The organism is Prauserella endophytica, from assembly GCF_005146945.1.
Taxonomy (GTDB): Bacteria; Actinomycetota; Actinomycetes; order Mycobacteriales; family Pseudonocardiaceae; genus Prauserella_A; species Prauserella_A endophytica.
This window is the reverse complement of record NZ_SWMS01000003.1, coordinates 15,867-40,952: the sequence shown is the minus strand read 5'-3', so window position 1 is coordinate 40,952 and position 25,086 is coordinate 15,867. Positions and strand designations below refer to the sequence as shown.

Below are 25,086 nucleotides of genomic sequence, written 5' to 3'. Positions count from 1 at the left end.
GGACGTGGCGTGGGCTCGCGGTGGACGGTGGACCGGGTGCTCCGGCTCGCCCCCGACGGCGCGTCGGCGCGCGCTGCCCGCTCACTCGCGAGGCCGGGCACGTGGTCGGCGCTCGGCAGCACGGAGTCGCTGGTGTGGGGCAAGTGCCAGGGCAGCGCCCGCGAGCCGTACCAGGTGACGGTGGATCTGCACGAGCCCGCGTTCCGGTGCACGTGCCCCAGCCGCAAGTTCCCCTGCAAGCACGGGCTCGCACTGTTGCTGCTGTGGGCGGCCAACGACGGCACGGTCGCCGACCTCGACGAGGCGTCTCCGTTCGCGGCGGACTGGGCGCACGAACGGGCGGAGCGCGCGGCCCGGATGGCGGGCCGCGCCGAGCCGGCCGGTGACCCCGAGGCCGCGGCGAAACGGCAGGCGGAGCGCGAGAGCCTGATGAGCGCCGGGCTGGACGAGTTCGAGCGCTGGCTGTTCGACCTGGTGCGCCAGGGGCTGGCCGGGGCGCGCACGCAGCCTCCTGACTTCTGGGAGACCGCGGCCGCGCGACTCGTGGACGCGCAGGTGCCGGGCCTCGCGGAGCGAGTCCGCGCGCTGGGCGGCGCCGTGCACGCGAGGCCGGACTGGGCCGCGCACCTGCTGGCCCAGCTCGGGCGCTGGTACCTCGCGGTGCGCGCGTGGCGGCGGCGCGCGTCGCTCTCCCCTGCCGAGCTGGGCGACCTGCGCGCGCTGCTCGGCTGGCCCCGCCGCTCCGAGGAGATCCTCGCCGGTGAGCGTGTGCGTGACCGGTGGTGGGTGCTCGGGCTGCGCCAGGACGAGGACGAGCGCCTGCTCTCCCAGCGGACCTGGCTCTACGGCGAGCGCACCGGGCAGACGGTGGTGCTGCTCGACTTCGCCGCGGCGGGCGGGTCGCTGCGGGTGCCCCACGTGCTCGGGTCGGTGCTCGACGGCGAGCTGGCCCTCTACCCCGGCGCCGAGCCGAGGCGCGCCCTGCTCGCCGGGGAGCAGACGGTGACCACCGGCGAGGGCCTGCCGGTGGCCGACAGCGTGCCCGCCGCGCTCGACCGCGCCGCGACCTGGCTGGCCGGGAACCCGTGGCTCGATCGCATCCCGCTGGCGCTGCACGCCGTCACCGTCGTCCCCGCCGGCGGCGAGCGCACGGTGCTCGTCGACCGCGAGGGCCACGCGCTGCCGGTCGCGGAGGGCACGGATGTGTGGCCGCTGCTCGCGCTGTCCGGCGGGCACCCGGTGGACCTGTTCGGCGAGTGGATCGACGAGCACGTTCACCCGTGCAGCGTCGTCAGCGACGGCAGGCTGGTGTCGGTGTGAGCGACTGGGACGCGCTGCTCGGCGCGGCGCTCGTCGGCACGGGACGGCGGGCGGTGCCCGGCGACGTGCTCGCGGGGGTGGTCGAGCCCGGCTCGCTCGCCGTCGAGGCGGCCGAGGCGGGGGTGCTGGCGTCGGCCGCCGTGCTCGCCACCTACCGGAAGGCCGGCTGGCTGCCGCCGACGTGGCGGGGCGAGCCGCCCGCGCCCGCGGAGCCCGACCAGCGGCCGGAGTGCTCGGCGACCGCGGCCCAGCTGCTGGAGCTGCTGCTCGACCGGGGCGTGCGCGTGGACGGTGGGAACGAGATGCTCGCCGGGCAATGGCTGCGCGCGTGTGTGGCCGCGGGGCGACGCCCGCCCGTGCGGCTGCTGGTGCCGCTGCTGCAGCTCGCCACGCTCGACCAGGGCCTGCGTGACGACGTGCGCGCCGCCGCGGGCCCGAGGGGCGCGTGGCTCGCGGAGCGCAACCGGCGGTGGGCATGGGCCACGGCCACGGACGTCGGCGCCGATGTCGCCGAGCGGTTCGCCACGGCGACGAAGGCCGACCGGCTCGCGCTGCTGACCGCCTTGCGCCGCACCGATCCCGCGTTCGCCCGCGAACTGGTGGAGCGGACGTGGGCCGGCGAGCAGGCCGCCACGCGGGCCGCGCTGCTCGACGCGCTCGGCACGGGACTGTCCGATTCGGACGAAGAGTTCCTGGAGTCGGCATTGGACGATCGCGCGGCGACCGTGCGCGCGGCCGCGGCGGCCCTGCTCGACCGGCTGCCCCGTTCCCGCCGCGCGGCCAGGATGGCCGAGCGGATCCGCACGCTGACCCGGGGAGACGGCACGGTGGAGCTGCCCACGGAACTCGACGCGGCCGCCCGCAGGGACGGCATCACCGACCAGCGCGAGCCTGGCCACGGCCCGCGTGCGTCGTGGCTCGTCCAGCTGGCCGGCTCGGCTCCGCTGCCCCCGCTGCCCGACCTCCGGGGCGCGCCCGAGGAGCTGGTCGCGGGGTGGACCAAGGCGGCCCTGCGGCAGCGCGACACCGCGTGGCTCGCCGCGCTCGCCGAGGCGAACCCCAGCCCTGAGCTGCTCGCGGCGCTGCCCCCTGAGCTGGCCACGCCGATCGTGGCCGTGCGACCCACCGTCGACGCGCGCTACGCCGGCCTGCTCGCCGCGTGCCCCGGCCCGTGGCCCGCCTCGTTCTCCGCCGACGTGGTCGAGCGCCTGCGGGACGTGCGGACCGACCGGGTGCTGACCGCGGCCTACGGCGCGCTCACCGAGCGGCTCGACCCGGCCGCGCTGCCGAAGGTCGAGGGCTGGCTCGCCGAGACCTCCCACGACAAGCGGGCACGACGCCGTATGCTGCGCGGCCTCGCCCACGCGCTGACCATCCGCCGCACGATCCAGCAGGAGTTCACATGACCGACGTGCCCTCCATCCTGCGCGCGCACGCAGAGGTGCAGCACGCCGAGGAGCTGGCCGCGCTCGCCAGGTCCGACGGGCGGCCGCGCCCGCCCAACTGGCGGCTCTCCCCGTGGGCCGTGGCCACCTACGTGCTCGGCGGCGAGACGCCCGACGGCACACCGATCACGCCCAAGTACCTCGGCTCCCGCAGACTGGTCGAGGTCGCCATCGCGACGCTGGCCACCGACCGGGCGCTGCTGCTGCTCGGCGTTCCCGGCACGGCGAAGACCTGGCTGTCCGAGCACCTCGCGGCCGCGATCTCGGGCGACTCCACCCAGCTCGTGCAGGGCACCAGCGGCACGGCGGAGGAGGCGATCCGCTACGGCTGGAACTACGCGCGGCTGCTGGCCGAGGGCCCGTCGCGCGGCGCCATGGTGGCCAGTCCGGTGCTGCGCGCGATGGAGAGCGGCGGCATCGCCCGTGTCGAGGAGCTCACCCGCATTCCCTCGGACGTGCAGGACGCGCTGATCACGGTGCTCAGCGAGAAGGCGCTGCCGATCCCGGAACTGGACGACGAGGTGCAGGCGCTCGCCGGGTTCAACGTGATCGCCACCGCCAACGACCGCGACCGCGGCGTCAACGAGCTGTCGGCCGCGCTCAAGCGGCGGTTCAACGTCGTCGTGCTCCCGCTGCCGGAAGACGCCGACTCCGAGGTGGAGATCGTGCGGCTGCGGGTGAGCCAGCTCGGCGAGACACTGCGACTGCCCGCGGAGCTGGAGGCGGTGGACGAGATCCGCAGGGTGGTCACGGTGTTCCGCGAGCTGCGCGACGGCGTCACCGCCGACGGCCGCACGAAGATCAAGTCCCCGTCGGGCACGCTCAGCACCGCCGAGGCGATCTCGGTGATGACGAGCGGTATCGCGCTCGCCGCGCACTTCGGCGACGGTGTGGTGCGTGCCTCCGACATCGCCGCGGGCCTGCACGGCGCGGTGGTGAAGGACCCGGTGGCCGACCGGCTCGTCTGGCAGGAGTACCTGGAGGCGGTGGTGCGGGAGCGCAAGCCGTGGTCCGACCTGTACCGGGCGTGCCGCGAGCTGGTGTGAACACCGAAGGCGGCCGGGTGCACGTGCTGGGCATCCGGCATCACGGGCCCGGCTCGGCGCGCGCCGTGCGGGCCGCGCTCGACGAGCTCTCCCCCGCGCTCGTGCTCATCGAGGGGCCGCCGGAGCTGGACTCGGTGGCGCCGCTCGCCGCGTCGGCGGAGATGGAGCCACCCGTCGCGGGGCTCGTCTACGCCGTCGCCGACCCGGCGTCCTCGGCGTTCTACCCGATGGCGGCGTTCTCGCCCGAGTGGGTCGCGCTGCGCTGGGCGGCCGGGCACGGCAGACCCGCCCGCTTCCTCGACCTGCCCGCCGCCAACGCCTTCGCCCTCGGCGAAAGCGAGGACGATGAGGCGCGCTTCGACCCGCTCGCGGCCCTCGCCGAGGCCGCGGGCCACGACGACGCGGAACGGTGGTGGGAGGACGCCATCGAGCTGCGCTACCACGGGCTCGACGTGTTCGCCGCGGTGCTGAACGCCATGCGCACCCTGCGCGAGGGCAGGGAGATCGGTATCCCGACCCTGCGCAGGGAGGCCGCGATGCGGCGGGTGCTGCGCGCCGCGTTGCGCACCGAGCCGGGCCCGATCGCCGTGGTGTGCGGCGCCTGGCACGCGCCGGTCCTGGTGCCCGGCGACTTCCCCACGCAGGCGTCGGACACGCGCCTGCTCAAGGGCCTGCGCTCGGTGAAGGTCGCGGCGACGTGGGTGCCGTGGACCTCGGGCAGGCTCGCGAGGACCAGCGGCTACGGCGCGGGCGTGACCTCTCCAGGCTGGTACCACCACCTGTTCACCGCGCCCGACGAGGTCGTCGGGCGGTGGCTCGTGCGCGTGGCCGGGCTCCTGCGCCGGGAGCAGTACGACACCTCGCCCTCCTCGGTGATCGAGGCGGTGCGGCTCGCGCACGCCCTCGCCGGGCTGCGCGGCAGGCCGCTGCCGGGGCTGGCCGAGGTGATGGAGTCGGCGCAGGCGGTGCTCAGCGGCGGCTCCCCGGTGCCGATGCGGCTCGTGGCCCGCGAGCTGCTCGTCGGCGACGTCCTCGGCCACGTGCCCGGCGACACGCCCATGGTGCCGCTGGCCCGCGACCTCGCCGCGACGCGGAAACGCCTGCGGCTCAAGCAGAGCGCGGCCGAGCAGACGCTCGACCTGGACCTGCGCACGCCGTCCCATCTGGAGCGCAGCAAGCTGCTGCACCGGCTCCTGCTGCTGGACGTGCCGTGGGGCGAGCCCGCCGACACCGGGCGCACCCGCGGCACGTTCCGGGAGTCGTGGACCCTGCGCTGGCGGCCCGAGCTGGACGTCGCGCTGATCGAGGCCAGCGGGCACGGCTCCACGATCGTCTCCGCGGCGTCGGCGGTGGTCACCCAGCGTGCGGCCGACGCCGACGTCGCCGCACTCGCGGAGCTGGTGGAGACCACGCTCGTCGCCGACCTGGGAGACGCGCTGGCGACCGTGCTCGCGGCGCTCGACGAGCGAGCGGCGCGTCAGCACGACACAACGCGGCTCATGGCGGCGGTGGAGCCGATGGCGAGGGTCCGCCGTTACGGCAACGTGCGGCGCGCCGACACCGAGCTGGTGCAACGGGTGCTGTCCGGCGTCGTCACGCGCGTGACGGTCGGCCTGCCGGCCGCGTGCGCCGCGCTGGACGACGATGCCGCCGCCACGCTGCGCGACCTCGTTGACGGCGTCCAGCGCGGGATCGCCCTGCTCGACCAGGACGAGCTGCGGACGGAATGGCACCGGGCGCTCGCGGCGGTCGCCGAGCAGGAGGGCGTGCACGGGCTCGTGGCGGGCCGGGCCACGCGCCTGCTGCTGGACGCCACGCTGATCGACGTGGACGAGGCGGGCCGCCGCCTGTCGCTTCGCCTGTCCCCCGGCGCCGACGCGGTCCGCGCCGCGGCGTGGCTCGACGGGTTCCTGTCCGGCGAGGCGGCCCTGCTGATCCACGAACCGGAGCTGCTCGCGGTGGTCGACCGGTGGACGACGAGCGTCGACGGCGACGTGTTCGACCACCTGCTGCCATTGCTGCGGCGCACGTTCTCGGCGTTCACGGCCGCCGAGCGGCGCGGGATCGGCGAGCAGGTCGCGCGCCTCGGCCGCGGCGGCACCGCACCCGTGCCCGGCGCCGCCGACGTCGACACCGATCGCGCCGCCCGTGTCGTGCCGAAGATCCTCGACCTGCTGGGGAGCGACCGATGAGCGACGACCGGCTCCGCCGCTGGCGGCTGATCCTCGGCGGTGGCGACGCCGACGGCACCGGCGAGGAGCTGTCCGGTGTGGACCGCAAGCGCGACGGCACACTGGAGGCGTTGTACGGCAAGGAGAAACGCGGCGGTGGGCTCGGCGGGTCGTCGCCGAGGGTCGCGCGCTGGCTCGGGGACATCCGCGGCTACTTCCCGGCGTCGGTGGTGCAGGTGATGCAGCGCGACGCGATGGACCGGCTGGGGCTGCGGCAGCTGCTGCTGGAACCGGAGCTGCTGGAGTCGGTGCAGCCCGACGTGCACCTCGTGGGCACCCTGCTGAGCCTCAACCAGGCCATTCCGGAGCGGTCGCGGGAGACCGCGCGCGCCGTGGTGCGGCAGGTGGTCGACGAGCTGGAGCGCAAGCTCGCGCAGCCCACGCGCCAGGCCGTGACCGGTGCGCTGCACCGGGCAGGGCGCACGAGCAGGCCGAGGGCGGGCGACATCGACTGGAACCGCACGATCCTCGCGAACCTCAAGCACTACCAGCCCGCGCACCGGACCGTGGTGCCCGAGCGGCTCCTCGGCTACGGCCGCAGGCTCCCCCAGGTGAGCCGGGAGGTGGTGCTGTGCCTCGACCAGAGCGGCTCCATGGCGGCGTCGGTGGTATACGCGGGCGTGTTCGGCGCGGTGCTCGCCTCGATCCGCTCGCTGCGCACGCAGGTGATCGCCTTCGACACGGAGATCGCCGACCTCACCGACGCGGTATCGGACCCGGTCGAGCTGCTGTTCGGGGTGCAGCTGGGCGGCGGCACCGACATCAACGCCGCGCTCGCCTACTGCCAGTCGCGGGTCGCCAACCCGAGGGACACCATCTTCGTGCTGATCAGCGACCTCTACGAGGGCGGTGACAACGACGAGATGCTGCGCCGCGCGCAGGCCATGGTCGCCAGTGAGATGCAGGTGGTGTGCCTGCTCGCGCTCAGCGACGACGGCGCGCCCGCCTACGACCACGACAACGCCGCCGCGCTGGCCGCGCTGGGCGTTCCGACGTTCGCCTGCACTCCCGGGAAGTTCCCGGACCTGCTCGCGGCAGCGATCCAGCGCGACGACCTCGCCGGGTGGGCGGGCGCCAACGACATCCCGCTCGCCGCGCCCGCCGACGAGACCTGACCGCCTCACGCCGCCGCGAACAACGCGGCCGCCGCGACCGTCTCCACGACGCAGTAGAACCAGACCGGGTAGAACGCGGTGGGCGCGTCGACCACGCGCGACACGACCCGGCCGAGCGCCATGCCGGCGAGCGCGGCGGCCACGGCCAGCACCGCACCGGGCCGCAGGCCGCCGAGCCCGGCCGCGCTCAAGCCGAGCAGCGTCGCGATCGCGAGCCCGAAACCGCCGTAGACGGCCCTGACCTCCGAGCGGCTCTCCGGAGCCGTCACCGTGAGCCCGAACGGGCGCACCAGTGCGGCGGGGGCCGCGAGCGCGTACACCCCCATGCCGAAGAAGAACACGCCGGCGGCGACGATCACGATGGTGTCCACGTACGCTCCTGCTCATCCGGTGGGACGGGAGGCCAGGATGACGCGCACCCGGGCACGGGCGCTTCCGGAAACGTGCTGCGCGCGGCTGTGGCTGTGGCCCGGCACCGCGCTCTATGCGGGACCGTCGCTGCGGCTGGACACGCACAGCGGCTCGGTGTCGTGCCTCGCGGTGGGGGCCGACGCGCCGTTCACGATCCGTACCGCCCGGCACGGCGAGCGCGAGGTGCGCAGCGCGCTCATCGGTCCCCGCCTGCCGCACCGGCTCGTCGCCCACGGCGAACGCATGGTGTTCTGCTATCTCGATCCCGCGTCGGCTCGGGAACGGGCGTGCCGCGCGCGGATGCGGCACCGGGACGGCGACCTCGCCCACCACCACGCCGACGAGGCAGCGCTCGCCTCGGGCCCCGACGACGCCGCCGCGGAGCGCTGGCTCGACCTCGCCTGTCCACGGCCGGAGCCGATGCCGGACGAGCGGATCGCCGTCGCCACGACGCGGCTGCGTGAGCACCCGGCGTCGTCGGCGGCGGAGCTGGCCGCCGCGGCCGGGCTGTCGGTGTCCCGGTTCCTGCACCTGTTCCGCGCCTGCACGGGGACCAGCGTGCGCCGTTACCGGCTCTGGGCCCGGATGCTGCTGGCGGGCACGCTGATCGCCGAGGGCCACGACCTCACGGCGGCCTCGGCGGGCGCCGGCTTCGCCAGCCCGTCCCATTTCAGCGACAGCTTCCGGGCGATGTTCGGGCTCGCACCGTCCACCCTGCTCGGCACGGGGGTGGAGATCCGCCCTGGGTGAGCGTCAGCGGCGGCCGGCGCGTTTCGGCAGCGCCTCCGCGCCCGCCTCGGCGACCGTCGTGTCCTGCTCGACGCTGCCCGCGCTGACGCCGATCGCGCCGACGACGTCACGCCCGCGCACGAGCGGGATGCCGCCGCCGAAGATCACCAGGCCGCCGTTGGTCACCTCGATGCCGTAGAGCGGCGCTCCCGGCGCGGCCGCCGCGCCGACGTCGGCGGTGGTCATCTTGAGCAGCGCGGCGGTGCGCGCCTTCCGGATCGCGATGTCCACGCTGGCCAGGATCGCGCCGTCCTGGCGGCCGAAGGCGAGCAGATGCCCGCCGTCGTCCACCACCGCGACGTTCATGGGTTGCCCGATCTCCTCCGCCTTCGCCAGTGCCGCGTCGAGCACCTGCTGAGCGTCGGCCAGTGCGAGTCGTGGGGCCACGATGTCGTCCTCCTTCAACGTGTTTTGACGGGAATCCCGATGACGAGCCGGGCGGCGTTGTGCCCGAACAGGCGGGCCTGGTGCGCCGTACCCGTCAGCGCGGGCGAGTCCGGGGGCCGCTTCGCGTGGTGCACGCACACCTCTCCCCCGGCTCCGACGCCGATCCCGACGTCGAGCGAGGACGCCTGCGCGGCACCGAACGCGAGCGTGACGGCGTCGCCGGGCGGCCCGTGCTCCACGCGCACCGGCACGCCCTCCTCCTCGAGCCCGGCCCGCAGGTCGCGCAGCACCCGCGCCGCGTGCCCGGCGCAGCGCACCACCACCGACGGCGGCTCACGGACGGTCCTCGCCGCTCTACGGTCGTCCACGGCCATCAGCTTCCCACCGCGACGCCGAGTTCGGCAGTCAGCGCGTGCGCGGCCACCAGCCCGGTGGCGACGGCGTTGCGCGGCCCCTCGCTGCCGCGGACGTTGCCGGTGCCGCACACGATGCCGAAACCGGCGACGGCCTCGGCGATCAGGTCGGGGATCTCGAAGTCGAGCGCGGACCCACCGAGCACCACGACGAAGCCGAGCTGGCGCAGGTTTCCACCTGGCGCCACCTGCTCGAGCGCGCGCAGCGCGTTGACCACGAACACCTTGTGCTTGGCGGCGCGGCGGACCTGCCGGATCCGGTCGAGGCTGTGCCGGGTCGGCACTGGCCGCATGCCGGTGTCGGAGAGCACGACCACACGCGCGAAGGTGTCGGCGGGCAGCGGGTCGGTGAAGAACCGGGCGGTGCCGTCCTCCATCCGCACGTGGAAGAAGCTCTCCGCCTTGGCGAGCGGGAACTTCTTGATGTCCTCGGCCAGCTCCCGGTTGTCGAGCCCGAGCTCGGAGTCGATCAGCTTGGTCACGAGGTCGCCCGCGCCGGCCAGGTGCACCGAGCGCACTACCCCGTCGTCCGTGGCCACCGCGGCGTCGGTCGACCCGCCGCCGAGGTCGAGGATCGCCACCGGCTTGCCGGTGCCCGGCGTGGTGAGCGCGCCGAGCACGGCCATGTCGGCCTCGACGCCGCCGATGAGCACGTCGACGCCCAGCGCCTCGCGCAGTTTCGCGGCCAGCAGGCGCATCGGGCCGCGGCTGGTGCGCACCATCGCGGCCAGCCCCACCGCGTTCTCCAGCGCGAACTCCCCGGCGAGCGCGCCGGTGACGCGCTGCGGCACGAACGTGTCCACGGCGAGCACGTCCTGGATGCGCACCGCGTCGGCCCTCGTGCCGGTCAGCTCCGACATCGTGTCGCGGACCCTGGCGAGCATCCCGCCGACGTGGCTGCCGGGCTCGCCCGAGGCGTCGGTCAGCGGCCGGACGCCGCGCAGCGTCGCCATGATCTCGTCGGCTCCGGCGTCGACCTCCACGGACCGCTTCCCACGCTCGCCGGAGAGGGTCAGCGCCCCGGCGGGGATGCGGCGGCCGGTGACGTCGCCCTCGGGCGTGCGGACCACCACCGCGGAGCGGTTGCCGACCAGGGCCCGCGCCACCGGAGCGACCATGCGGGTCTGCTCCGCGTCGAGGTCGAAGACCGTGGCGATGCCGTAGGAGTTGGACAGGGTGCGGATCGTGCGGCCCGGCTCGGCGACCTCCACCGCGGCGGGCATCCCGAGGGGGACCTTCTCCACGAGCGTCACCTCGTCGACCACCGGCACCGGCTCGCGCAGCCGGTTGGCGATGAGCGTGGCGTCGTCGGCGTGCACGATCGCACCCGTCACCTCGACCCCGCGCTCCACGGCGGCGTTGATGCCGTCCGCGGCGTCCTCGAAGTCGATGCCCTCGCCCACCACGCAGATCACCGGCTCCCCCGGCTCGCACTCGGCGAGCGCGCCGAACGCCACCGTGGTGCCGACGCCGAGGCCGGCCCCGCCCGGCGTGTCCGGGTTGTGGCCGATCATGGTGGACTCGGTGACGATGGTCTCGGTGATCGTCTCCATCGCGAGCCCGCTGATCACCGGCGTCGCCTCGTTGACGAGTACCGCGTCGAGCTCGTGCCTGCCTCGCCGGGCCCGTTCGAGCGCCCGGCGCACCACGGCGACCACGCCCTCGACGTTGTCGGCCGTGCCCTTGACGCCCGAGGTCGGGGCGAGCGCGCCGGACAGGTACTCCACGGCCCCGTCCGGCCCGACCTCGGCGACACAGGCCTCCGTGGTCGAGTTGCCGATGTCGACGCCTGCCACCAGCGCCATGCCGGTCAGCCCGCGTCGGCCAGCTGGAACCGCACGTCCAGCTCCACCGGGTCCGCGCCCGGCACGACGAACTCGGTCTCCTTGATGTGCAGCAGCGCCGCCTTGGCCTGCCAGCGCGGGCGCGCCATGAAGTCGTTGCGGGCGGGCACCGGCTCCGGCGACTCGCCCTTGGCGTAGCGGGCGGCGTTGCGGCCGACCTTGCGGAAGGCGTCCAGGTCCATCAGCGGCGCCTGCGGGAACAACTCCAGGTTGGAAAGCCGCACCAGGTCCTTCTGGTGGATCATCGTCGTGCCGCGGGAGAGCACGCCCACCGCGATGCCCGAGCCGGACAGCTTCGCCGCAGCGTGCGCGATCACCGCGAGGTCGGAACCGCCGCGAAACCGGATCACGCGCGCGTGCACGCCCTGCTCCTCGATGCCGGCGAGCAGCTCGCGCAGCACCTCGGCGTGCGGGATGTCCACGATGGTCTTGGTGAAGAAGTCGCCGAACGCGGGCGAGAGGCCGATCACCACCTCGTCGCTCCTGCCGCCCGGTCCCGCCGTGCCCCGCTCGTCGAGCCGGAGCGTCCGCCGTGTGCTCACGCCGGTGTCCGCCATGTCGCTCCTCCTCAGCCGACTTCCTGCTCGGGGTTCTGGGCACTGACCACGTGCCGCAGCCGCTTCATCTCTTCCCACCGCGCGCCGCTCGGCCGGTAGCCGGTGCCGGGCCCGGCGTAGTCGTTGGTGTCGTTGACCGCCGAGAGCGTCTCCAGCTCGGGCGTCAGGATCGCGGAGGTGTGCAGCAGGTCGCCCGACACGCGCTGGCGCAGCACGGCCAGCAGGCTGTGGGCCATGTCGGTGAACCCGGCCGCGTCGAGGCCCTTGACGATGTCGAGCCCGGTGACACCGCGGTCCATCACCGACTGGGCCGCCTTGAGGTCCTCCAGCACGTCCCTCGGCGGGAGGTCCTTGCTGCCGTGCGCGTAGGTCACCGCCTCGATCTCCTTGTCGGTGATCGGCGGCAGGCCCAGGTGGGCGAACACGCCCTGCAGCGCGCGGGCTGCCCGGTTGCGCACGGCGAGGAGCTCCGCCTCGGGGACGTGCCGCAGCCCGCCGTCGACCTGGAGATCACGCTGGAGGACGTTCCAGTCGTCGTAGTCCTCGGCGTCCACATTGGATCCGGCGAACATGTTGTCGTAGTTGGGCGTCGAGGAGTAGCCCGAGCAGACGAAGTCGGTTCCCGGCAGCAGCTGCGGCAGCAGCCGGGCGACCCGGCGCATGTCGGAGTGCGAGAACGACTGGTCGTTGCCGGACGCGCACTCCAGGTCGACCATGCTGGCGATGAGGTTCTCCGCGAGCACCGCGCGGATCCCCGCGGGTACCGCGCCGGGCACGCCGATGCAGCTGATCGACCCGTTCTGCAGGCCCTGCACCCCGGCGCCCTTGGTCACCAGGATGCAGCGGATCTCCAGGTACAGCATGGACTTGCCCTCGGCGTTGCCCATCTGCACCTCGGAGCCGGTGCCCGAGGTGAACCGCATCTTGATGCCGCGCGAGGCGTATGCCGAGGCGAGGAACGCCTTGGACCACGGGGTGTCGTCGCCGTCGCAGAACACCGGCTCGGTGCCGTACACCGAGATCGTCTCGGCGTACGCGGTGATGCCGCGCATGCCCAGCTCCAGCTCGGTGGCCTCCTCCAGTGCGCACTGGGTCAGCACGCCCGGCGTGCCCGCCTGCGCGCCGACCTGCAGCGCGATCGCCACCAGCGGCGCGTACCGCACGACGCCGAGCGTGGTCTCCAGCTCGCGGAACCCGCGCAGCGACGCCTCCGCGGCGTCGGCCGCGACCTGCACCGGATTGTCCCGCGCGCTGGTCGCGTGCGCCTGGTTGGCCGGGGTCCGCCGCGCGCGCATCTTCTGCAGCGCCATCATCATCTCGACCACGTTCATGGTCTTGACGACCTCGAGCAGCTTGGCCGGGGTGAGCCCTCGCGACACCGCGAGCACGTCCTTCCGGGTGGCGCGGGGGTCGATGAGCAGGTGCGCGATATCCACCGCCGGGATCGCCATCGCCTGCTCGGTGGCCTCGACGTCGATCGCGTGGTCGGCGATGAACTGGTCCAGGAAGTCGAACTCGGCCCTCGGCTTGCCGTCCAGCTCGACGATCACGCCGTTCTCCACCCGGACGCCCGGCTCCGGGTCGTAGGGGCTGTCCATCGCGACCATGCCGACCTCGGGCCACTCCTCCACGAACCCGTCGAGGTTGACCGGCCGCTGTTCGAGGGCCTCGGTCCGCTTCGATCGCCGTGCGCTCGTTGTCATGGTGTCGGGCCCTTTCAGCTCGCCAGGATATTCCGGCGCTCGTAGACGTCGGCGGCCTCGCGGACCAGCGCGGCGCACAGCGTCGCCGAGTACGCCGACTCCAGCTCGTCGGCGATGTCGGTCAGCTGCTGCTTGGTGGACGCCCTCGGCCGCAGCGAGTTGTAGATCGAGAGCACCAGTTCGTCGGGCAGCGCGGTCAGTTCCGCCGCGCGGCGGAAGTTCTGCGCGAGCTGCGGGCGGCCCGACTGCTCGGCGATCCGGGCCTGCAGCCGCAGGGTCTCCGGGGCGATCCGCAGGTCCTCGGGAGCCACCTCGCCGGCCAGCACGGCCTCCATGGTGAGCTCGTCGATCCGCTTGCCGGTCGGGGTCTTCAGCAGTTCGGGGCGCCGCGCCGCGAGCGGGTAGTCCCGGCCCGGGTCGAGGTCCACCTGGCTCGGAGTAGTCACGCCGGGCACCGTAAGCGGCGTCACGTTGCACGGACGTTGCACTGGGCCCGACTCCTCGGTGGCAACGTCGGTGCAACCCCGGCGCGCTCATCGTCTGTTCCACACCCGTCACCTGTTGTCGAGGAGGACCAGTGACCGATGTGGTGCCCCTGCGCGACGCGCGCAGGCTGAACCGCCTCACCGGCGGCTACGGCGACCTGCTCGCCGAGTTCTTCGGAACGTTCCTGCTCATCGCGCTCGGCACCGGCAGCGTCGCGATGGCCGTGGTGGGCCTTCCCGGTTCCGGGCGGACCGCCGATGCGACCACGTTCTTCCAGGGCACGGGCGACTGGCTGCTCATCGTGTGGGGCTGGGCGTTCGCCGTCGCGTTCGCGGTGTATGTGGCCGGCGGCGTGAGCGGTGCTCACCTGAACCCGGCGGTGACGCTCGCGATGGCGGTGCGCCGCCGGTTCCCATGGCGCAAGGTACCGTCCTACTGCGCCGCGCAGGTCGTGGGCGCGTTCGCGGGCGCCGCGCTGGTGTACGCCGTCTACCACCCGGCCATCCGCGCGTTCGAGGCAGCGGCGGGGACCCCTCGGGGCGAAGCGGAGGCGACGTTCTCGATCTTCGCGACCGCCCCGGCCCCCTACTTCTCCGGCTGGTTCGGGCCGCTGCTCGACCAGGTGGTCGGCACCGGCGTGCTGCTGGTGGTGGTGCTCGCCCTGATCGACGCGCGCAACAAGGCGGTGTCGCCGAAGATGGGCCCGCTGCTGATCGGGTTCACGGTGGCCGCCATCGGCCTCTCCTTCGGCGCGAACGCGGGTTACGCGATCAATCCGGCCCGCGACTTCGGGCCGAGGCTGTTCACGTTCCTCGCGGGCTGGGGCGACACGGCGATGAACGGCTACCTGTGGGTGCCGATCGTCGGGCCGCTGATCGGTGCCGTGCTCGGCGCGCTGCTGTACGACTTCTTCATCGGCGACGTGCTCCACGCCCGGCAGGTCGCCGAGGAGCGGTTCGTCAGCTGAGCCCTCAGCCCGCCGCGGCCGTGGCAGCCCGGGAGAAGCGCATGCCCTCGTCGTCGAGGGGGCCGTGCCGCAGCAGCAGGACGTCTCTCGGGTAGTTCTGGTACAGCCGCCACGGCGCGGCGGGCCCCTGCTTCGGCATGGAGTCCACCCCACGCAGCACGTACCCGGCCTTGAGGTCGATCAGCGGCTCCAGCGGCGCACCGGCTCCGGGCGCCGTCGGCGTGCACTGCTGGTAGCCGTGCTCCCGCATGTGGTTGACCAGCCGGCACACGTACCCGGCGACGAGGTCGGCCTTGAGCGTCCAGGACGCGTTGGTGTAGCCGATCGTGAGCGCGAAGTTCGGCACCCCGCTGAGCATCATCCCCTTGTACGCCACGGTGTCCGCGAGCTCGACCGGCGCGCCGTCCACCGTGAGCGCGATGCCGCCGACGGGCAGCAGGTTGAGCCCGGTGGCGGTGACGATCACGTCGGCGGGCAGTTCCTCACCGGATCCGAGCCGGATGCCGTGCTCGGTGAAGGTCTCGATCGTGTCGGTGACCACCGAGGCGCTGCCCTCGCGCAGCACTTTGAACAGGTCACCGTTCGGCACGAAGCACATGCGCTGGTCCCACGGCTCGTAGCGGGGCCGGAAGTGCCGGTCGATGTCGTAGCCCTCCGGCAGGCTGCGCTTCAGCGCACCGAACACGATTCGCTTCACCAGCCCGGGCCGCCTGCGGCTGAGCTGGAACAGCGCCGCCATCACGAAGGTGTTCTTCCAGCGCACCACCGGATACGTCAGCCGGGGCGGGAGCACGCGCCGCAGGAGTTCGGCCAGCGGGTCGCGCTCAGGCATGGCGAGCACGTAGCTCGGCGAGCGCTGGAGCATGGTCACGTGCGCGGCCTCGCCCGCCATGGCGGGCACGAGCGTCACCGCCGTGGCGCCGCTGCCGATCACCACCACGCGCTTGCCCGCGTAGTCGAGGTCCTCGGGCCAGTGCTGGGGGTGCACGACCGGGCCGGCGAAGGCGTCCCGGCCGGGGAAGTCCGGTGTGTACCCCTCGTCGTAGCGGTAGTAACCGGAGCAGGTGAACAGGAACCCGCACGTCAGCCGCACGGTCTCGCCGGTGCCGGTGCGCTCGGCCTCGACCGTCCACCGTGCCCGGTCGCTGTCCCAGGCGGCGCTGACGACGCGATGTCCGAACCGGATGTGCTCGCCGATGCGATGCTCCGCCGCGGTCTCGCGGATGTAGGCGCGGATCGAAGGGCCGTCGGCGATGGCCTTGGCCTGCGTCCACGGCCGGAAGCGGTAGCCGAGCGTGAACATGTCCGAATCGGACCGGATGCCGGGATAGCGGAAGAGATCCCACGTGCCGCCGATGGCGTCCCTGGCCTCCAGCACGGCGAACGTCGTTCCAGGGCACTTCTGCTTCACCTGGCAGGCGGCCCCCACCCCGGAGAGCCCGGCACCGACGATGAGCACGTCGACGTGTTCGACCGGCATGGCCTTCCCCCCGTCCTTGGCGGCGTGACAACACCTTGCGACGACGCTACCAGCCGCAGGCGGCCGGATGCGCCCTCACGCGAAGCCGGCACCCGCCTGGCCGAGCACCTCGCCGGCCACCTCGGCGGCCGACGAACCCTCGGGCCGGTCCAGCCAGGACTCCATCGCCACACGCAGCGAGGCCAGGTAGCAGGCGGCCATGAGCCGGGCCCGCGTGCCGGGGCGTTCGCCGGGCGGCATTCGGCTCAGGAGCTCGGCGACGAGGTCGCGTTCGAACGAGGCGAACACGGCGATCTGCTGGGCCAGCAGCGAGTCGTGCGAGCGGATGAACCGGGCCCTCGCCACCCACTCCGGGCCGAAGCCGCCGGGCTCGGCGAGACGCTCGCGCGTGGCGGCGGTGAGCGCCGTCCACGGCGGCTCGGATCTCGGCCGGGCCCGCACCGCGCGGAGCAGCGCGGCCACCCGTTCGCGGTCGCCGTAGAGCAGCGCGTCCTCCTTGGAGGCGAAGTAGTTGGAGAAGGTGCGGCGCGAGACGGTGGCGGCGTCGGCGATCGCCTCGACGGTGAGCTTGTCGAGGCCCTCCTCCATCGCCAGCCGCACGGCGGCCTCGTGCAGCGCCCGCCGGGTGGCCACCTTCTTCCGTTCCCGTAGTCCCAGCTCAGCCGTCTCCATCGGGCGATCGTAACCCCTTGACAAATTCGTTTGTCAAGAGGTTCCCTTGGGCTGTGCAGGACATCGAGGTGATCGCCGACCCGGCCGCCGCCGTGGTGGCACTGGATCCCGTGCGCGCCCGGCTGCTCGCCGAGCTGCACGAGCCTGCCTCCGCCGCGACCCTCGCGACACGCGTGGGGCTGACGCGCCAGAAGGTCAACTACCACCTCCGCCAGCTGGAGACACACGGCCTGGTGGAGGTGGCCGGCACGCGGACGTGGGGCGGGCTCACCGAACGGCTGCTGGTGGCCACGGCCGCGGGCTACATCGTGGCGCCCGAGCCGCTCGGCAGGCGCGACCCGGCGCGGGAGGACAACCGGCTCTCGGCCGCCTACCTCATCTCGCTCGCCGCCCGGGTCGTCCGGGACGTGGGCACGCTGGCCCGCCGGGCCTCGGGGCAGAACAAACGGCTGCCGGTGTACGGGCTGGACACCGAGATCCGGTTTGCGACCCCCGCCGACCGCGCGGCCTTCGCCGACGAGCTCACCACGGCCATCACCCGGCTCGCCCAGAAATACCACGACGAGCAGGCGCCCGACGGCCGGTGGCAGCGGCTCATGCTCGCCCTGCATCCACGGCCCGTCGCCGCACCCGAGGAACCGGCATGACCGCCGACGAGCGCGACGCACACGTCAGCGAGTCCGAAGTGGAGATCGCCGCCGACCCGGCAGAGGTGTGGCGGGCGATCGCCACGGAGTCGGGCGTCGCGGCCTGGTTCTTCCCCGCCGACATCGAACCCGGCGAGGGCGGGACGGTACGGCTGCACCGGGGACCGTTCGCGCCCGATGCCTCAGCCGTGGTCACCGCGTGGGAGCCGCCGCACCGGCTCGCCTACGAGGAGCGCGGCCAGGCCCCCTCGCCCACGATCGCCACCGAGTTCCTCGTCGAGGCACGCGAGCGGGGCACGTGCGTGGTGCGCGTCGTCAGTGGCATCCACGCCGACGGCGAAGGATGGGACCACCTCGCCGAGGAGGCCGGTGCCGGCTGGCTGATGTCTCTGCGGCTGCTGCGCGCCTACGTGACCCACTTCGCGGGCCTGCCCTCCGCTCGCCTCGACCTCAGCGTGCCGGCCGGCGCGCCGAGCACGGCACGCGTGGAGGTCACCACGGAGCTCAAGGACTCGCTCGGCCTCACCGGCCTCGCCGAGGGCGACGAGTTCCGCACCCCCGAGGGCGCCCCGGCGCTCACGGGCACGGTCGAGCACCTCGGCCCCTACTTCCTGCTGCTGCGCGGCACGGCACCGGCCCCGGCGCTGTTCGCGATCTCCAGCTTCCCCATGGACGGCGTGCGGCTCTCGGTGAACGTCACCGGCCGGGTCTACGGCCCCGGCGCCGACTCCGTCGCCCGGCGTGAACTGCCCCGCTGGCGGGACTGGCTCACGTTCCGCTGACCGTCGCAACCGGCAAAGGAGTGCACCATGCTGCTGAGGAGCAAGAACGCGATCATCTACGGCGGCGCCGGAGCGGTCGGCGGTGCCGTCGCCACGGCCTTCGCCCGCGAAGGCGCCACCGTCCACCTGGCCGGGCGCACCCGCAAGACGCTCGACGAGGTCGCCGAACGCATCCGCGCGAACGGCGGCCGGGCCGAGACCGCCGTGCTCGACGCGCTGGACGAGGACGCGGTCGACGCACACGCTGACGCCGTCGCCGCGACGGCGGGCAGCATCGACGTGTCGCTCAACGTCATCGGGTACGAGGACGTGCACGGCACGCCGCTGGTGGAGATGTCACTGGAGGACTTCGACCGCCCCATCCGGAATGCCACCCGCTCGACGTTCCTCACCACCAGGGCCGCGGCGCGGCACATGATCCGGCAGCGCTCCGGCGTGATCCTCACCTTCGGCGGCGACGGGGGCCGTGAGCCCATCCGCGACTACTACATCGGCGGCTTCCAGGTCGCGCTCGGCTCGCTCGACATCCTGCGCCGCCAGCTGGCCGCGGAGCTCGGCGAGTACGGCATCCGCGTGCTGACCCTGCACACCGGCGGCATCACCGAGACGCTGCCGGAGGACTTCGAGGGCCGCGACGCGATCGTCGACATGATCGTGGGCAAGACGATGCTGAAGCGGGCCGCCACGTTCGCCGAGGTCGGCAACGTGGCCGCGTTCGCCGCCTCCGACCTCGCCTCGTCGATGACGTCGGCGTCGCTCAACATCACGTGCGGAGCCGTGTCCGACTGAGGTTTCCCTGCGCCCGCACGGGGTAGCCGTCGCGCATGCCGACGAGGGACGCGATCAGCGATCCATGGGGCGCGCGCACTCCGTACGGCCAGGGGGAACCGTGGCCCACGCGGGTGGACGCCGCGCTCGCGGACGGTGTCGTCCCTGAGTCGGTCGACCGTTGGGTGCGCTCGGCATCCCTGCTGCACTCCAACGGCGACGCGCTGGACATCGCGGTCAAGGACGGCCGGATCGCCGGCGTGCGCGGCCGGGAGGACGACCGCGTCAACCGGGGCAGGCTCGACCCGAAGGACCTCTACGCGTGGCAGGCGAACCACGCGGCCGACCGGCTCACGAGGCCGCTGGTGCGCGACGGCGACCGGCTCGTCGAGTCCGATTGGGACACCGCGATGGGCAGGATCGTCGAGCGCAGCAAGGAGTTGCTCGCCGCAAGCGGTCCCGGTTCGATCGGCTTCTACACGACGGGGCAGCTGTTCCTCGAGGAGTACTACACCCTCACCGCCATCGCCAGGGGCGGCATCGGCACCAACCACCTCGACGGCAACACGCGGCTGTGCACCGCGACGGCCGCTGAGGCGCTCAAGGAGTCCTTCGGCTGCGACGGCCAGCCGGGCTCCTACACCGACGTCGACCACGCGGACGTCCTCGCCCTGTACGGGCACAACGTCGCCGAGACGCAAGGGGTGCTGTGGCAGCGGATGCTCGACCGCATGGCGGGCGCCGACCCGCCCGCGATCCTGTGCGTCGACCCCCGGCGCACGCCGGTCGCCCTCGAGGCGACCCTGCACCTGGCTCCGCTGCCGGGCACCAACGTCGCCCTCATGAACGGGCTGCTGCACGAGCTCGTCGAACACGACTGGGTCGACCACGACTACGTGCGCGAGCACACCGTCGGCTACGCCGAGCTGGCCGAACGGGTGCGAGAGTACCCTCCGGAGCGGGTGGCCCGGATCTGCGGCGTCTCCGAGCGCGACCTCCGGGAGGCCGCGGCGCTGCTCGGCGGCGCCGAACGGCTGCTGTCCACCGTGCTGCAGGGTTTCTACCAGTCACACCAGGCCAGCGCCGCCGCCGTCCAGGTGAACAACGTGCACCTCGTGCGCGGCATGCTGGGCAGGCCCGGTGCGGGCGTGCTGCAGATGAACGGGCAGCCGACGGCCCAGAACACCCGGGAGTGCGGCGCGAACGGCGACCTCACCGGCTTCCGCAACTGGGCCAACGACGCGCACGTCCGCGACCTGGCCCGCATCTGGAACGTGCCGGAGGAGCGGATCCCGCACGACGGCCCGCCGACCCATCTGATGCAGCTGCTGCGCTACGCCGAGCAGGGCTCTGTCCGGCTGCTGTGGATCAGCGGCACCAACCCGGCGGTCTCGCTGCCCGAGCTGCGGCGCGTGCGGGAGATCCTGCGGCAGCGGCGGCTCTTCGTGGTGGTGCAGGACATCTTCCGCACCGAGACGGCCGAGTTCGCCGACGTCGTGCTGCCCGCGGCGACGTGGGGCGAGAAGACGGGCACGTTCACCAACGCCGACCGCACCGTGCACCTGTCCGAGCAGGCCGTGGACCCGCCCGGCGACGCGGTCGCCGACCTCGGCATCTTCCTCGACTACGCCCGCCGCATGGACTTCCGCGACAACGACGGCGCACCGTTCCCGCCGTGGCACGACGCCGAGTCCGCGTTCGCGGCGTGGCAGCGTGCGAGTGAGGGACGGCCGTGCGACTACTCCGCGCTCAGCTACGACAGGCTTCGCAAGCTCGGCGGCGTCCAATGGCCGTGCGACGAGGAGCACCCCGACGGCACGGAGCGGCTCTACGCGGACGGCCGGTTCTTCGCCGCCCCCGACTACTGCGAGGGCTACGGCAAGGACCTCGTCACGGGCGCGCCGCTGGAGCGGACCGACTACGCGGCGCTCAACCCTGACGGCAAGGCGATGATCAAGGCCGCCGAGTACCTGCCGGCCCACGAGACACCGGACGCCGAGTTCCCGTTCTACCTCATCACCGGCCGCACACTCGTGCACTTCCACACCAGGACCAAGACCGGCCGCACCCCCGAGCTGCGGGACGCCGAACCCGAGGTGTGGGTGGAGATCTCGCCCGCCGACGCCGCCGCGCACGGCATCGCCGACGGCACGCCGACCGTGGTCAGCTCGCGCCGGGGCCGGATCCGCGCGCGGGCGCGCGTCGGCGGCGTCCGCGACGGCGTGCTGTTCGTGCCGTTCCACTACGGCTACTGGGACACCTCCGATGGCGAGCACGACCGGGCCGCCAACGAGCTCACCGTCACCGAATGGGACCCGGCCTCCAAGCAGCCGCTGTTCAAGTCCGGCTCGGCGGCCGTGCGGCCGGATCCGGCGAAGGAGTGACCATGACGCTGCGGCCGGTGCTCCGGCAGCTGTTACCGGTCCGAGCTCGCGCTCGCCACCGCACTGCGGGTGCTCGCCGACCGGCACGCCGCCGAGCACCAGGCAGTGTCTGACAATCCTCTGCCGTGCGAGCGGGGATCAGCGTGGTGCCTCGCCACGCGGAGGAAGGCCCTCGCAGGCGGACCGTACTCGGGCCTTCCGCCAACGCATGCCCCGGGCGCGGGTGCCCCGCACGAACCGAGCGCCGCGCTGGCCCCGCGCAGCCGGCAACGGGATTGTCAGACGCGGCCTGGGTGCACCACGTCGCGCGCGACCTCGCGCGCGCTGGTCCGAGGAACCGTCACCGAACTGGCCGCCGCCGGACGGCGGCGCGACCTGCACCTACTCGATGCTCAAGGTGCTCTCCCCGCAGATCCTCACCAGCTGACGACGCCATGGACACCGGACCGGCCGGTTGGTTTGGTGAAGGGCATGAAGATTCGCATCGGCATCGGCCTCGGGCAGCAGACCGGACCGGCGGAGTTCGCGGCCGCCATCGACGACCTCGAACGGCGTGGCATCGACTCGGTGTGGCTGTCCGAGGTGGTGTCGTCCCACCAGGTCGACCCGTTCATCGGCATGGCCCACGCGCTCGCCAGGACCGAGCGGCTCAAGGTCGGCACCGGGGTGGCCGTGCTGCCCGGCAGGCATCCGGTTCGGGTCGCCAAGCAACTGGCCTCGCTGGCCGGGCTGGCCCCGGCCAGGGTGCTGCCGGTGTTCGGGCTGCGCCCCGCGAGAGCACACGAGGCGGCGGCGTTCCCCGTGCCGGAGGGGCGCAGGGCCGCCGTGTTCGACGAGACGCTGCGGGTGGTGCGACTGCTGCTGACCGAGGACGAGGTGACCTTCCACGGCGAGTTCTTCCGCCTCGACGGGCTCGGCATCGGCGCCCGGCCGGCGAAGCCCCTCGACCTGTGGCTCGGCGGTGCGGCGCCCGCAGCGCTGCGGCGGGTCGGCAGGCTCGCCGACGGCTGGCTCGCCAGCTTCCTCACGCCGGAGGACACCCGGCGAGGGCGCGAGGCCATCGAGACCGCGGCCGCGGAGGCGGGACGGGAGATCGAAGCCGACCACTACGGGATCACGCTCGCGGTCGCGACCGACGGCGTGCCGGACTCCCTGCTGACGGCCGCGACGCGGCGCCGCCCGAACGCCGACCCGGCCGACCTGGTCGCCACCGGCTGGCCCCACGCACGCGGCCTCGTCGAGCGGTACCTCGACGCCGGGCTCACGAAGTTCGTCATCCGCCCCGGCTCCCCCGGCACCGACCTGGCGCGGTTCGTCGACGAGTTCACCACCGAGCTGCTGCCCCTGCAGAACTGACGCGTAACCGCTGCGAAATCCCTCCGCGCTGGGTGATCCACTATGGACGCCCAGCGCGATCATTCGTCACTGGAATGACCACTTGCGGTTCTTTTTTTGCCACGTAGGATCCGAATTACGTCAAGCAGTCGGCGGCCCCCTCCCCATCGATGCTGCTGCGGTGAGACGTCACATGGAACTCGAACAGCATGGAGCGTCGGCGCGCGGGCTGCGCCACTACGTCCAACTCGTCCGTGAAGCCATGGGGCTCAGCGGCGACTCCTCGTGTGTCCAGCTGGAGCCACCGGTCAACGCCTATCTCGCGCTCGAAGGCAGACTCAGCTCGTTCCCCGCGCTCGACGTGGCGCTCACCTGGGACGAGGAGAACGGCTGGGCGCTCGCCGTCGAGGCGCGATGCTGTGACGACCTTCTCGTTCTGTCCTATCTCGACTCCGGCGTGCTGCCCCCGCCACGCACCGTCGCGCGCTTCGCGGCCGGCATGCTCGAGGGCACGCTGAACCGGCACCCCGAGCCGCCCCGGTTCCGGTCCGCGGGCAGCGCAGACGACCTGCCGCGGCGGCTGGCCGCCTACGCCTAGGGACGAGCTGGTCACCGATGGACCTGCACCACCTCGACGACGAGCACCGCCCCACCTACACCACCGGCCAGGCCGCGGACATCCTCGGTGTGGAGCAGCCCTTTCTGCGCAGCCTCGACAACGCGGGCGTGCTGTCGCCCGAGCGTTCCCGGGGTGGCCACCGCCGTTACTCCCGGCACCAGCTCGGCCAGGCGGGCAGGCTCCGCGAGCTGTTCGACGAGGGCCACAACCTCGCGGCGGCGCACCGGATCCTGGACCTGGAGCGCGAGCTGGCCCGCGCTTACCGGGAGATCGGCGAGCTCCGAGGGCAGCTGTCACGCGCGCGTGACGGCCGCAGCTCAGCGGGTGCGGCCGAGCACCCTGGCGAGCAGACCCGTGACGACGAGCCAGAACACCGCCGCCAAACCGTAGTTGACGAGCACGGCGAGCCTCGGCTCGTCGATCGGGAACAGGCCGGGGAAGAACAGCGCCAGCGGTTCGGCGAGTGACCTGACGAAGGTGGCGAAGCCGTTGGCGGCGTTTGCCTCCAGCACCACGAGCAGGATGTGCAGAACCTCGATGAGCGCGAACACCGAACCGATGCCGGTGATTATCCGTCCCGCCGTGGTACCGCGAGGGTGAATCCCTGTCCTGGCCATGGTGGCGAATTCCCCGCCGCGGGGTGGGACAACCGGCTCCGGCGCGAGGTTCGTCGCTTCGCCGCGTGCGCCTGCGCCGTCCGGTCGTGCCGGCGTTGCACCCTTCAGCCGCGACGGGCGCGGGCGCGCCGCTTGCCCTCGTGCATCGCGGCGACCCTGGCGACCGGGATCGCCCTGCCCTCCTCGATCAGCTCCGCGCCGAGCCGCTGCGGTGGTGGCATCCGTTCGGTCCACGGGTCGCCGTCGCCGAGCAGCCCCGGCACCGTGTGCACGGTGAAATCCCGTGGCGTCACGTCGTCCAGTTCGGCCCAGTCGACCGGGAACGACACGGTGGCGCCGGGACGCAGCCTGGGGCTGTAGGCGGCGACCACCGTCGCGCCCCCGGCGCGGGTCGAGTCGAGGAACACCTTGCCGCCCCGGTCCTCCCGGATGTAGGCGGTGGTCGCGAGCGCGGGGTCGAGCCGCTCCGCCCGCGCGGCGAGCGCGCGGGTCGCGGCGGCGACGTCCTCGATGGCCTCCTCCGCCGTCACGGGCACGAACACGTGCACGCCCTTGGCGCCGCTGGTCTTCACGACGCCGGAGAGCCCGGCGTCGGTGAGTGCCTGCCGCACGAGGTGCGCGGCGCGGACGGCGAGGCCGAAGCCGCCCGTGTCCGCGTCGCCGGGCGGGTCGATGTCGAGCACGAGGTGCGTGGCGTGGTCCCAGCGCCGCGCCGTCACGAGCGTGGGGTGGTACTCCACGGCCCGCTGGTTGGCGAACCACAGCAGCGTGCGGCGATCGTCGCACAGCGCGTAGGACACCTCCCGCTGTGACGACTCAGCCCACAGCGGCACCGTGCGCACCCACTCGGGGGTGTACTTCGGCACGTTCTTCTGCATGAACGGGCGCTGGCCGCGCAGCACGCGCATCACCGAGAGCGGACGGTCCCGCAGCCCGGGCAGGATCCGGTCGCGTACCGCGTCGAGGTAGTCGACGAGGTCGCGCTTGCTGGCCTCGGCGCTGTCGAACAGCGGCTGGTCGAGGTTGGTCAGCGCGACCCCGGCCCGCTCCTCGCCCTGCGCCATCGGT

The 25,086-nt window shown here is 73.2% G+C and carries 24 protein-coding genes; 14 read left to right on the top strand and 10 right to left on the bottom strand.

Annotated elements, in window-relative coordinates; genetic code table 11:
* Positions 1 to 9: 9 nt before the first annotated feature.
* The 5 genes from FCN18_RS07275 to FCN18_RS07255 are packed head-to-tail and all read left to right on the top strand — an operon-like array spanning position 10 to position 7,157.
* Positions 10 to 1,320, top strand: a complete 1,311-nt coding sequence (locus tag FCN18_RS07275) for an SWIM zinc finger family protein (protein ID WP_228713725.1) — start codon at positions 10 to 12, stop codon at positions 1,318 to 1,320.
* Entirely contained in the window at positions 1,317 to 2,726 is a 1,410-nt protein-coding gene (locus FCN18_RS07270; protein WP_137094040.1) for a DUF5691 domain-containing protein, read from the top strand. The genes FCN18_RS07275 and FCN18_RS07270 overlap by 4 nt, the downstream gene beginning before the upstream one ends.
* A complete protein-coding gene (locus FCN18_RS07265; RefSeq protein ID WP_112269196.1) occupies positions 2,723 to 3,811 on the top strand; it encodes an ATP-binding protein in 1,089 nt (362 codons plus the stop codon). Before FCN18_RS07270 ends, FCN18_RS07265 begins: the two co-directional genes overlap by 4 nt.
* The gene (locus tag FCN18_RS07260) at positions 3,808 to 6,003 is read left to right on the top strand and encodes a DUF5682 family protein (protein ID WP_228713724.1); all 2,196 of its coding nucleotides are present in this window, start codon (positions 3,808 to 3,810) and stop codon (positions 6,001 to 6,003) included. The genes FCN18_RS07265 and FCN18_RS07260 overlap by 4 nt, the downstream gene beginning before the upstream one ends.
* Positions 6,000 to 7,157 carry a VWA domain-containing protein gene (locus FCN18_RS07255; RefSeq protein WP_137094038.1) on the top strand — a complete coding sequence of 386 codons (1,158 nt, stop codon included), beginning with the start codon at positions 6,000 to 6,002 and terminating at the stop codon, positions 7,155 to 7,157. Before FCN18_RS07260 ends, FCN18_RS07255 begins: the two co-directional genes overlap by 4 nt.
* A gap of 5 nt (positions 7,158 to 7,162) precedes the next feature.
* On the opposite strand, the gene FCN18_RS07250 is transcribed toward FCN18_RS07255, so the two are convergent.
* Positions 7,163 to 7,528, bottom strand: a complete 366-nt coding sequence (locus FCN18_RS07250; RefSeq protein WP_137094036.1) for a DUF4345 family protein — start codon at positions 7,526 to 7,528, stop codon at positions 7,163 to 7,165.
* 37 nt (positions 7,529 to 7,565) lie between these two features.
* On the opposite strand from FCN18_RS07250, the gene FCN18_RS07245 reads away from it, so the two are divergent.
* Positions 7,566 to 8,318 (top strand): helix-turn-helix domain-containing protein, encoded by a 753-nt coding sequence (locus tag FCN18_RS07245; RefSeq protein WP_112269190.1) that lies wholly within the window; start codon positions 7,566 to 7,568, stop codon positions 8,316 to 8,318.
* A gap of 3 nt (positions 8,319 to 8,321) precedes the next feature.
* On the opposite strand, the gene FCN18_RS07240 is transcribed toward FCN18_RS07245, so the two are convergent.
* Genes FCN18_RS07240 through FCN18_RS07215 form a run of 6 tightly spaced genes read right to left on the bottom strand, consistent with a single transcriptional unit; the run spans position 8,322 to position 13,707 of the window.
* Entirely contained in the window at positions 8,322 to 8,744 is a 423-nt protein-coding gene (locus FCN18_RS07240) for a GlcG/HbpS family heme-binding protein (protein WP_137094033.1), read from the bottom strand.
* Between the two features lie 14 nt (positions 8,745 to 8,758).
* The gene (locus FCN18_RS07235; protein WP_228713722.1) at positions 8,759 to 9,112 is read right to left on the bottom strand and encodes a glycerol dehydratase reactivase beta/small subunit family protein; all 354 of its coding nucleotides are present in this window, start codon (positions 9,110 to 9,112) and stop codon (positions 8,759 to 8,761) included.
* Between the two features lie 5 nt (positions 9,113 to 9,117).
* Positions 9,118 to 10,962: a diol dehydratase reactivase subunit alpha gene (locus tag FCN18_RS07230; RefSeq protein ID WP_137094030.1), complete on the bottom strand. Its 1,845-nt coding sequence runs from the start codon at positions 10,960 to 10,962 to the stop codon at positions 9,118 to 9,120.
* 5 nt (positions 10,963 to 10,967) lie between these two features.
* Positions 10,968 to 11,558: a propanediol/glycerol family dehydratase medium subunit gene (locus FCN18_RS07225; RefSeq protein ID WP_112269184.1), complete on the bottom strand. Its 591-nt coding sequence runs from the start codon at positions 11,556 to 11,558 to the stop codon at positions 10,968 to 10,970.
* Positions 11,559 to 11,569: 11 nt separating this feature from the next.
* The gene (locus tag FCN18_RS07220) at positions 11,570 to 13,261 is read right to left on the bottom strand and encodes a propanediol/glycerol family dehydratase large subunit (protein ID WP_112269182.1); all 1,692 of its coding nucleotides are present in this window, start codon (positions 13,259 to 13,261) and stop codon (positions 11,570 to 11,572) included.
* Between the two features lie 14 nt (positions 13,262 to 13,275).
* Positions 13,276 to 13,707, bottom strand: a complete 432-nt coding sequence (locus tag FCN18_RS07215; protein WP_228713720.1) for a diol dehydratase small subunit — start codon at positions 13,705 to 13,707, stop codon at positions 13,276 to 13,278.
* 131 nt (positions 13,708 to 13,838) lie between these two features.
* On the opposite strand from FCN18_RS07215, the gene FCN18_RS07210 reads away from it, so the two are divergent.
* On the top strand, positions 13,839 to 14,714 hold the full coding sequence (locus FCN18_RS07210) for an MIP/aquaporin family protein (RefSeq protein ID WP_137094027.1): 876 nt from the start codon (positions 13,839 to 13,841) through the stop codon (positions 14,712 to 14,714).
* A 4-nt stretch (positions 14,715 to 14,718) separates the two neighbouring features.
* On the opposite strand, the gene FCN18_RS07205 is transcribed toward FCN18_RS07210, so the two are convergent.
* Positions 14,719 to 16,194 carry a flavin-containing monooxygenase gene (locus FCN18_RS07205; RefSeq protein ID WP_137094025.1) on the bottom strand — a complete coding sequence of 492 codons (1,476 nt, stop codon included), beginning with the start codon at positions 16,192 to 16,194 and terminating at the stop codon, positions 14,719 to 14,721.
* 75 nt (positions 16,195 to 16,269) lie between these two features.
* Positions 16,270 to 16,866, bottom strand: a complete 597-nt coding sequence (locus FCN18_RS07200) for a TetR/AcrR family transcriptional regulator (protein WP_113641472.1) — start codon at positions 16,864 to 16,866, stop codon at positions 16,270 to 16,272.
* Between the two features lie 53 nt (positions 16,867 to 16,919).
* Here FCN18_RS07200 and FCN18_RS07195 point away from each other — a divergent pair, with 53 nt between their 5' ends.
* The 7 genes from FCN18_RS07195 (at position 16,920) to FCN18_RS40820 (ending at position 23,868) form a co-directional block, all read left to right on the top strand.
* Positions 16,920 to 17,513: an ArsR/SmtB family transcription factor gene (locus tag FCN18_RS07195; RefSeq protein WP_112269174.1), complete on the top strand. Its 594-nt coding sequence runs from the start codon at positions 16,920 to 16,922 to the stop codon at positions 17,511 to 17,513.
* Positions 17,510 to 18,295, top strand: a complete 786-nt coding sequence (locus FCN18_RS07190) for an SRPBCC family protein (RefSeq protein WP_113641471.1) — start codon at positions 17,510 to 17,512, stop codon at positions 18,293 to 18,295. Before FCN18_RS07195 ends, FCN18_RS07190 begins: the two co-directional genes overlap by 4 nt.
* A gap of 27 nt (positions 18,296 to 18,322) precedes the next feature.
* Positions 18,323 to 19,084, top strand: a complete 762-nt coding sequence (locus FCN18_RS07185) for an SDR family NAD(P)-dependent oxidoreductase (RefSeq protein ID WP_137094023.1) — start codon at positions 18,323 to 18,325, stop codon at positions 19,082 to 19,084.
* Between the two features lie 35 nt (positions 19,085 to 19,119).
* Positions 19,120 to 21,447, top strand: a complete 2,328-nt coding sequence (locus FCN18_RS07180; RefSeq protein ID WP_137094020.1) for a molybdopterin oxidoreductase family protein — start codon at positions 19,120 to 19,122, stop codon at positions 21,445 to 21,447.
* Between the two features lie 471 nt (positions 21,448 to 21,918).
* Positions 21,919 to 22,803, top strand: coding sequence for a TIGR03854 family LLM class F420-dependent oxidoreductase (locus tag FCN18_RS07175; protein ID WP_112269166.1), 885 nt, complete (start codon positions 21,919 to 21,921; stop codon positions 22,801 to 22,803).
* Positions 22,804 to 22,975: 172 nt separating this feature from the next.
* Positions 22,976 to 23,380: a DUF6292 family protein gene (locus FCN18_RS07170; protein WP_112269164.1), complete on the top strand. Its 405-nt coding sequence runs from the start codon at positions 22,976 to 22,978 to the stop codon at positions 23,378 to 23,380.
* Positions 23,381 to 23,397: 17 nt separating this feature from the next.
* Positions 23,398 to 23,868, top strand: a complete 471-nt coding sequence (locus FCN18_RS40820; protein WP_369973558.1) for a MerR family transcriptional regulator — start codon at positions 23,398 to 23,400, stop codon at positions 23,866 to 23,868.
* A 254-nt stretch (positions 23,869 to 24,122) separates the two neighbouring features.
* Here the strand turns inward: FCN18_RS40820 and FCN18_RS07155 are convergent, their stop codons facing one another.
* Entirely contained in the window at positions 24,123 to 25,082 is a 960-nt protein-coding gene (locus FCN18_RS07155) for a DNA polymerase domain-containing protein (RefSeq protein WP_112269160.1), read from the bottom strand.
* Positions 25,083 to 25,086 lie beyond the last annotated feature (4 nt).

Bases quoted from the DNA above. Each gene is read 5' to 3' on its own strand.
- FCN18_RS07265 (WP_112269196.1), top strand. From the start codon at position 2,723: ATGACCGACGTGCCCTCCATCCTGCGCGCGCACGCAGAGGTGCAGCAC.
- FCN18_RS07255 (WP_137094038.1), top strand. From the start codon at position 6,000: ATGAGCGACGACCGGCTCCGCCGCTGGCGGCTGATCCTCGGCGGTGGC.
- FCN18_RS07245 (WP_112269190.1), top strand. From the start codon at position 7,566: ATGACGCGCACCCGGGCACGGGCGCTTCCGGAAACGTGCTGCGCGCGG.
- FCN18_RS07230 (WP_137094030.1), bottom strand. From the start codon at position 10,962: ATGGCGCTGGTGGCAGGCGTCGACATCGGCAACTCGACCACGGAGGCC.
- FCN18_RS07225 (WP_112269184.1), bottom strand. From the start codon at position 11,558: ATGGCGGACACCGGCGTGAGCACACGGCGGACGCTCCGGCTCGACGAG.
- FCN18_RS07220 (WP_112269182.1), bottom strand. From the start codon at position 13,261: ATGACAACGAGCGCACGGCGATCGAAGCGGACCGAGGCCCTCGAACAG.
- FCN18_RS07205 (WP_137094025.1), bottom strand. From the start codon at position 16,194: ATGCCGGTCGAACACGTCGACGTGCTCATCGTCGGTGCCGGGCTCTCC.
- FCN18_RS07200 (WP_113641472.1), bottom strand. From the start codon at position 16,866: ATGGAGACGGCTGAGCTGGGACTACGGGAACGGAAGAAGGTGGCCACC.
- FCN18_RS07190 (WP_113641471.1), top strand. From the start codon at position 17,510: ATGACCGCCGACGAGCGCGACGCACACGTCAGCGAGTCCGAAGTGGAG.
- FCN18_RS07185 (WP_137094023.1), top strand. From the start codon at position 18,323: ATGCTGCTGAGGAGCAAGAACGCGATCATCTACGGCGGCGCCGGAGCG.
- FCN18_RS07180 (WP_137094020.1), top strand. From the start codon at position 19,120: ATGCCGACGAGGGACGCGATCAGCGATCCATGGGGCGCGCGCACTCCG.
- FCN18_RS07175 (WP_112269166.1), top strand. From the start codon at position 21,919: ATGAAGATTCGCATCGGCATCGGCCTCGGGCAGCAGACCGGACCGGCG.
- FCN18_RS07170 (WP_112269164.1), top strand. From the start codon at position 22,976: ATGGAACTCGAACAGCATGGAGCGTCGGCGCGCGGGCTGCGCCACTAC.
- FCN18_RS40820 (WP_369973558.1), top strand. From the start codon at position 23,398: ATGGACCTGCACCACCTCGACGACGAGCACCGCCCCACCTACACCACC.
- FCN18_RS07155 (WP_112269160.1), bottom strand. From the start codon at position 25,082: ATGGCGCAGGGCGAGGAGCGGGCCGGGGTCGCGCTGACCAACCTCGAC.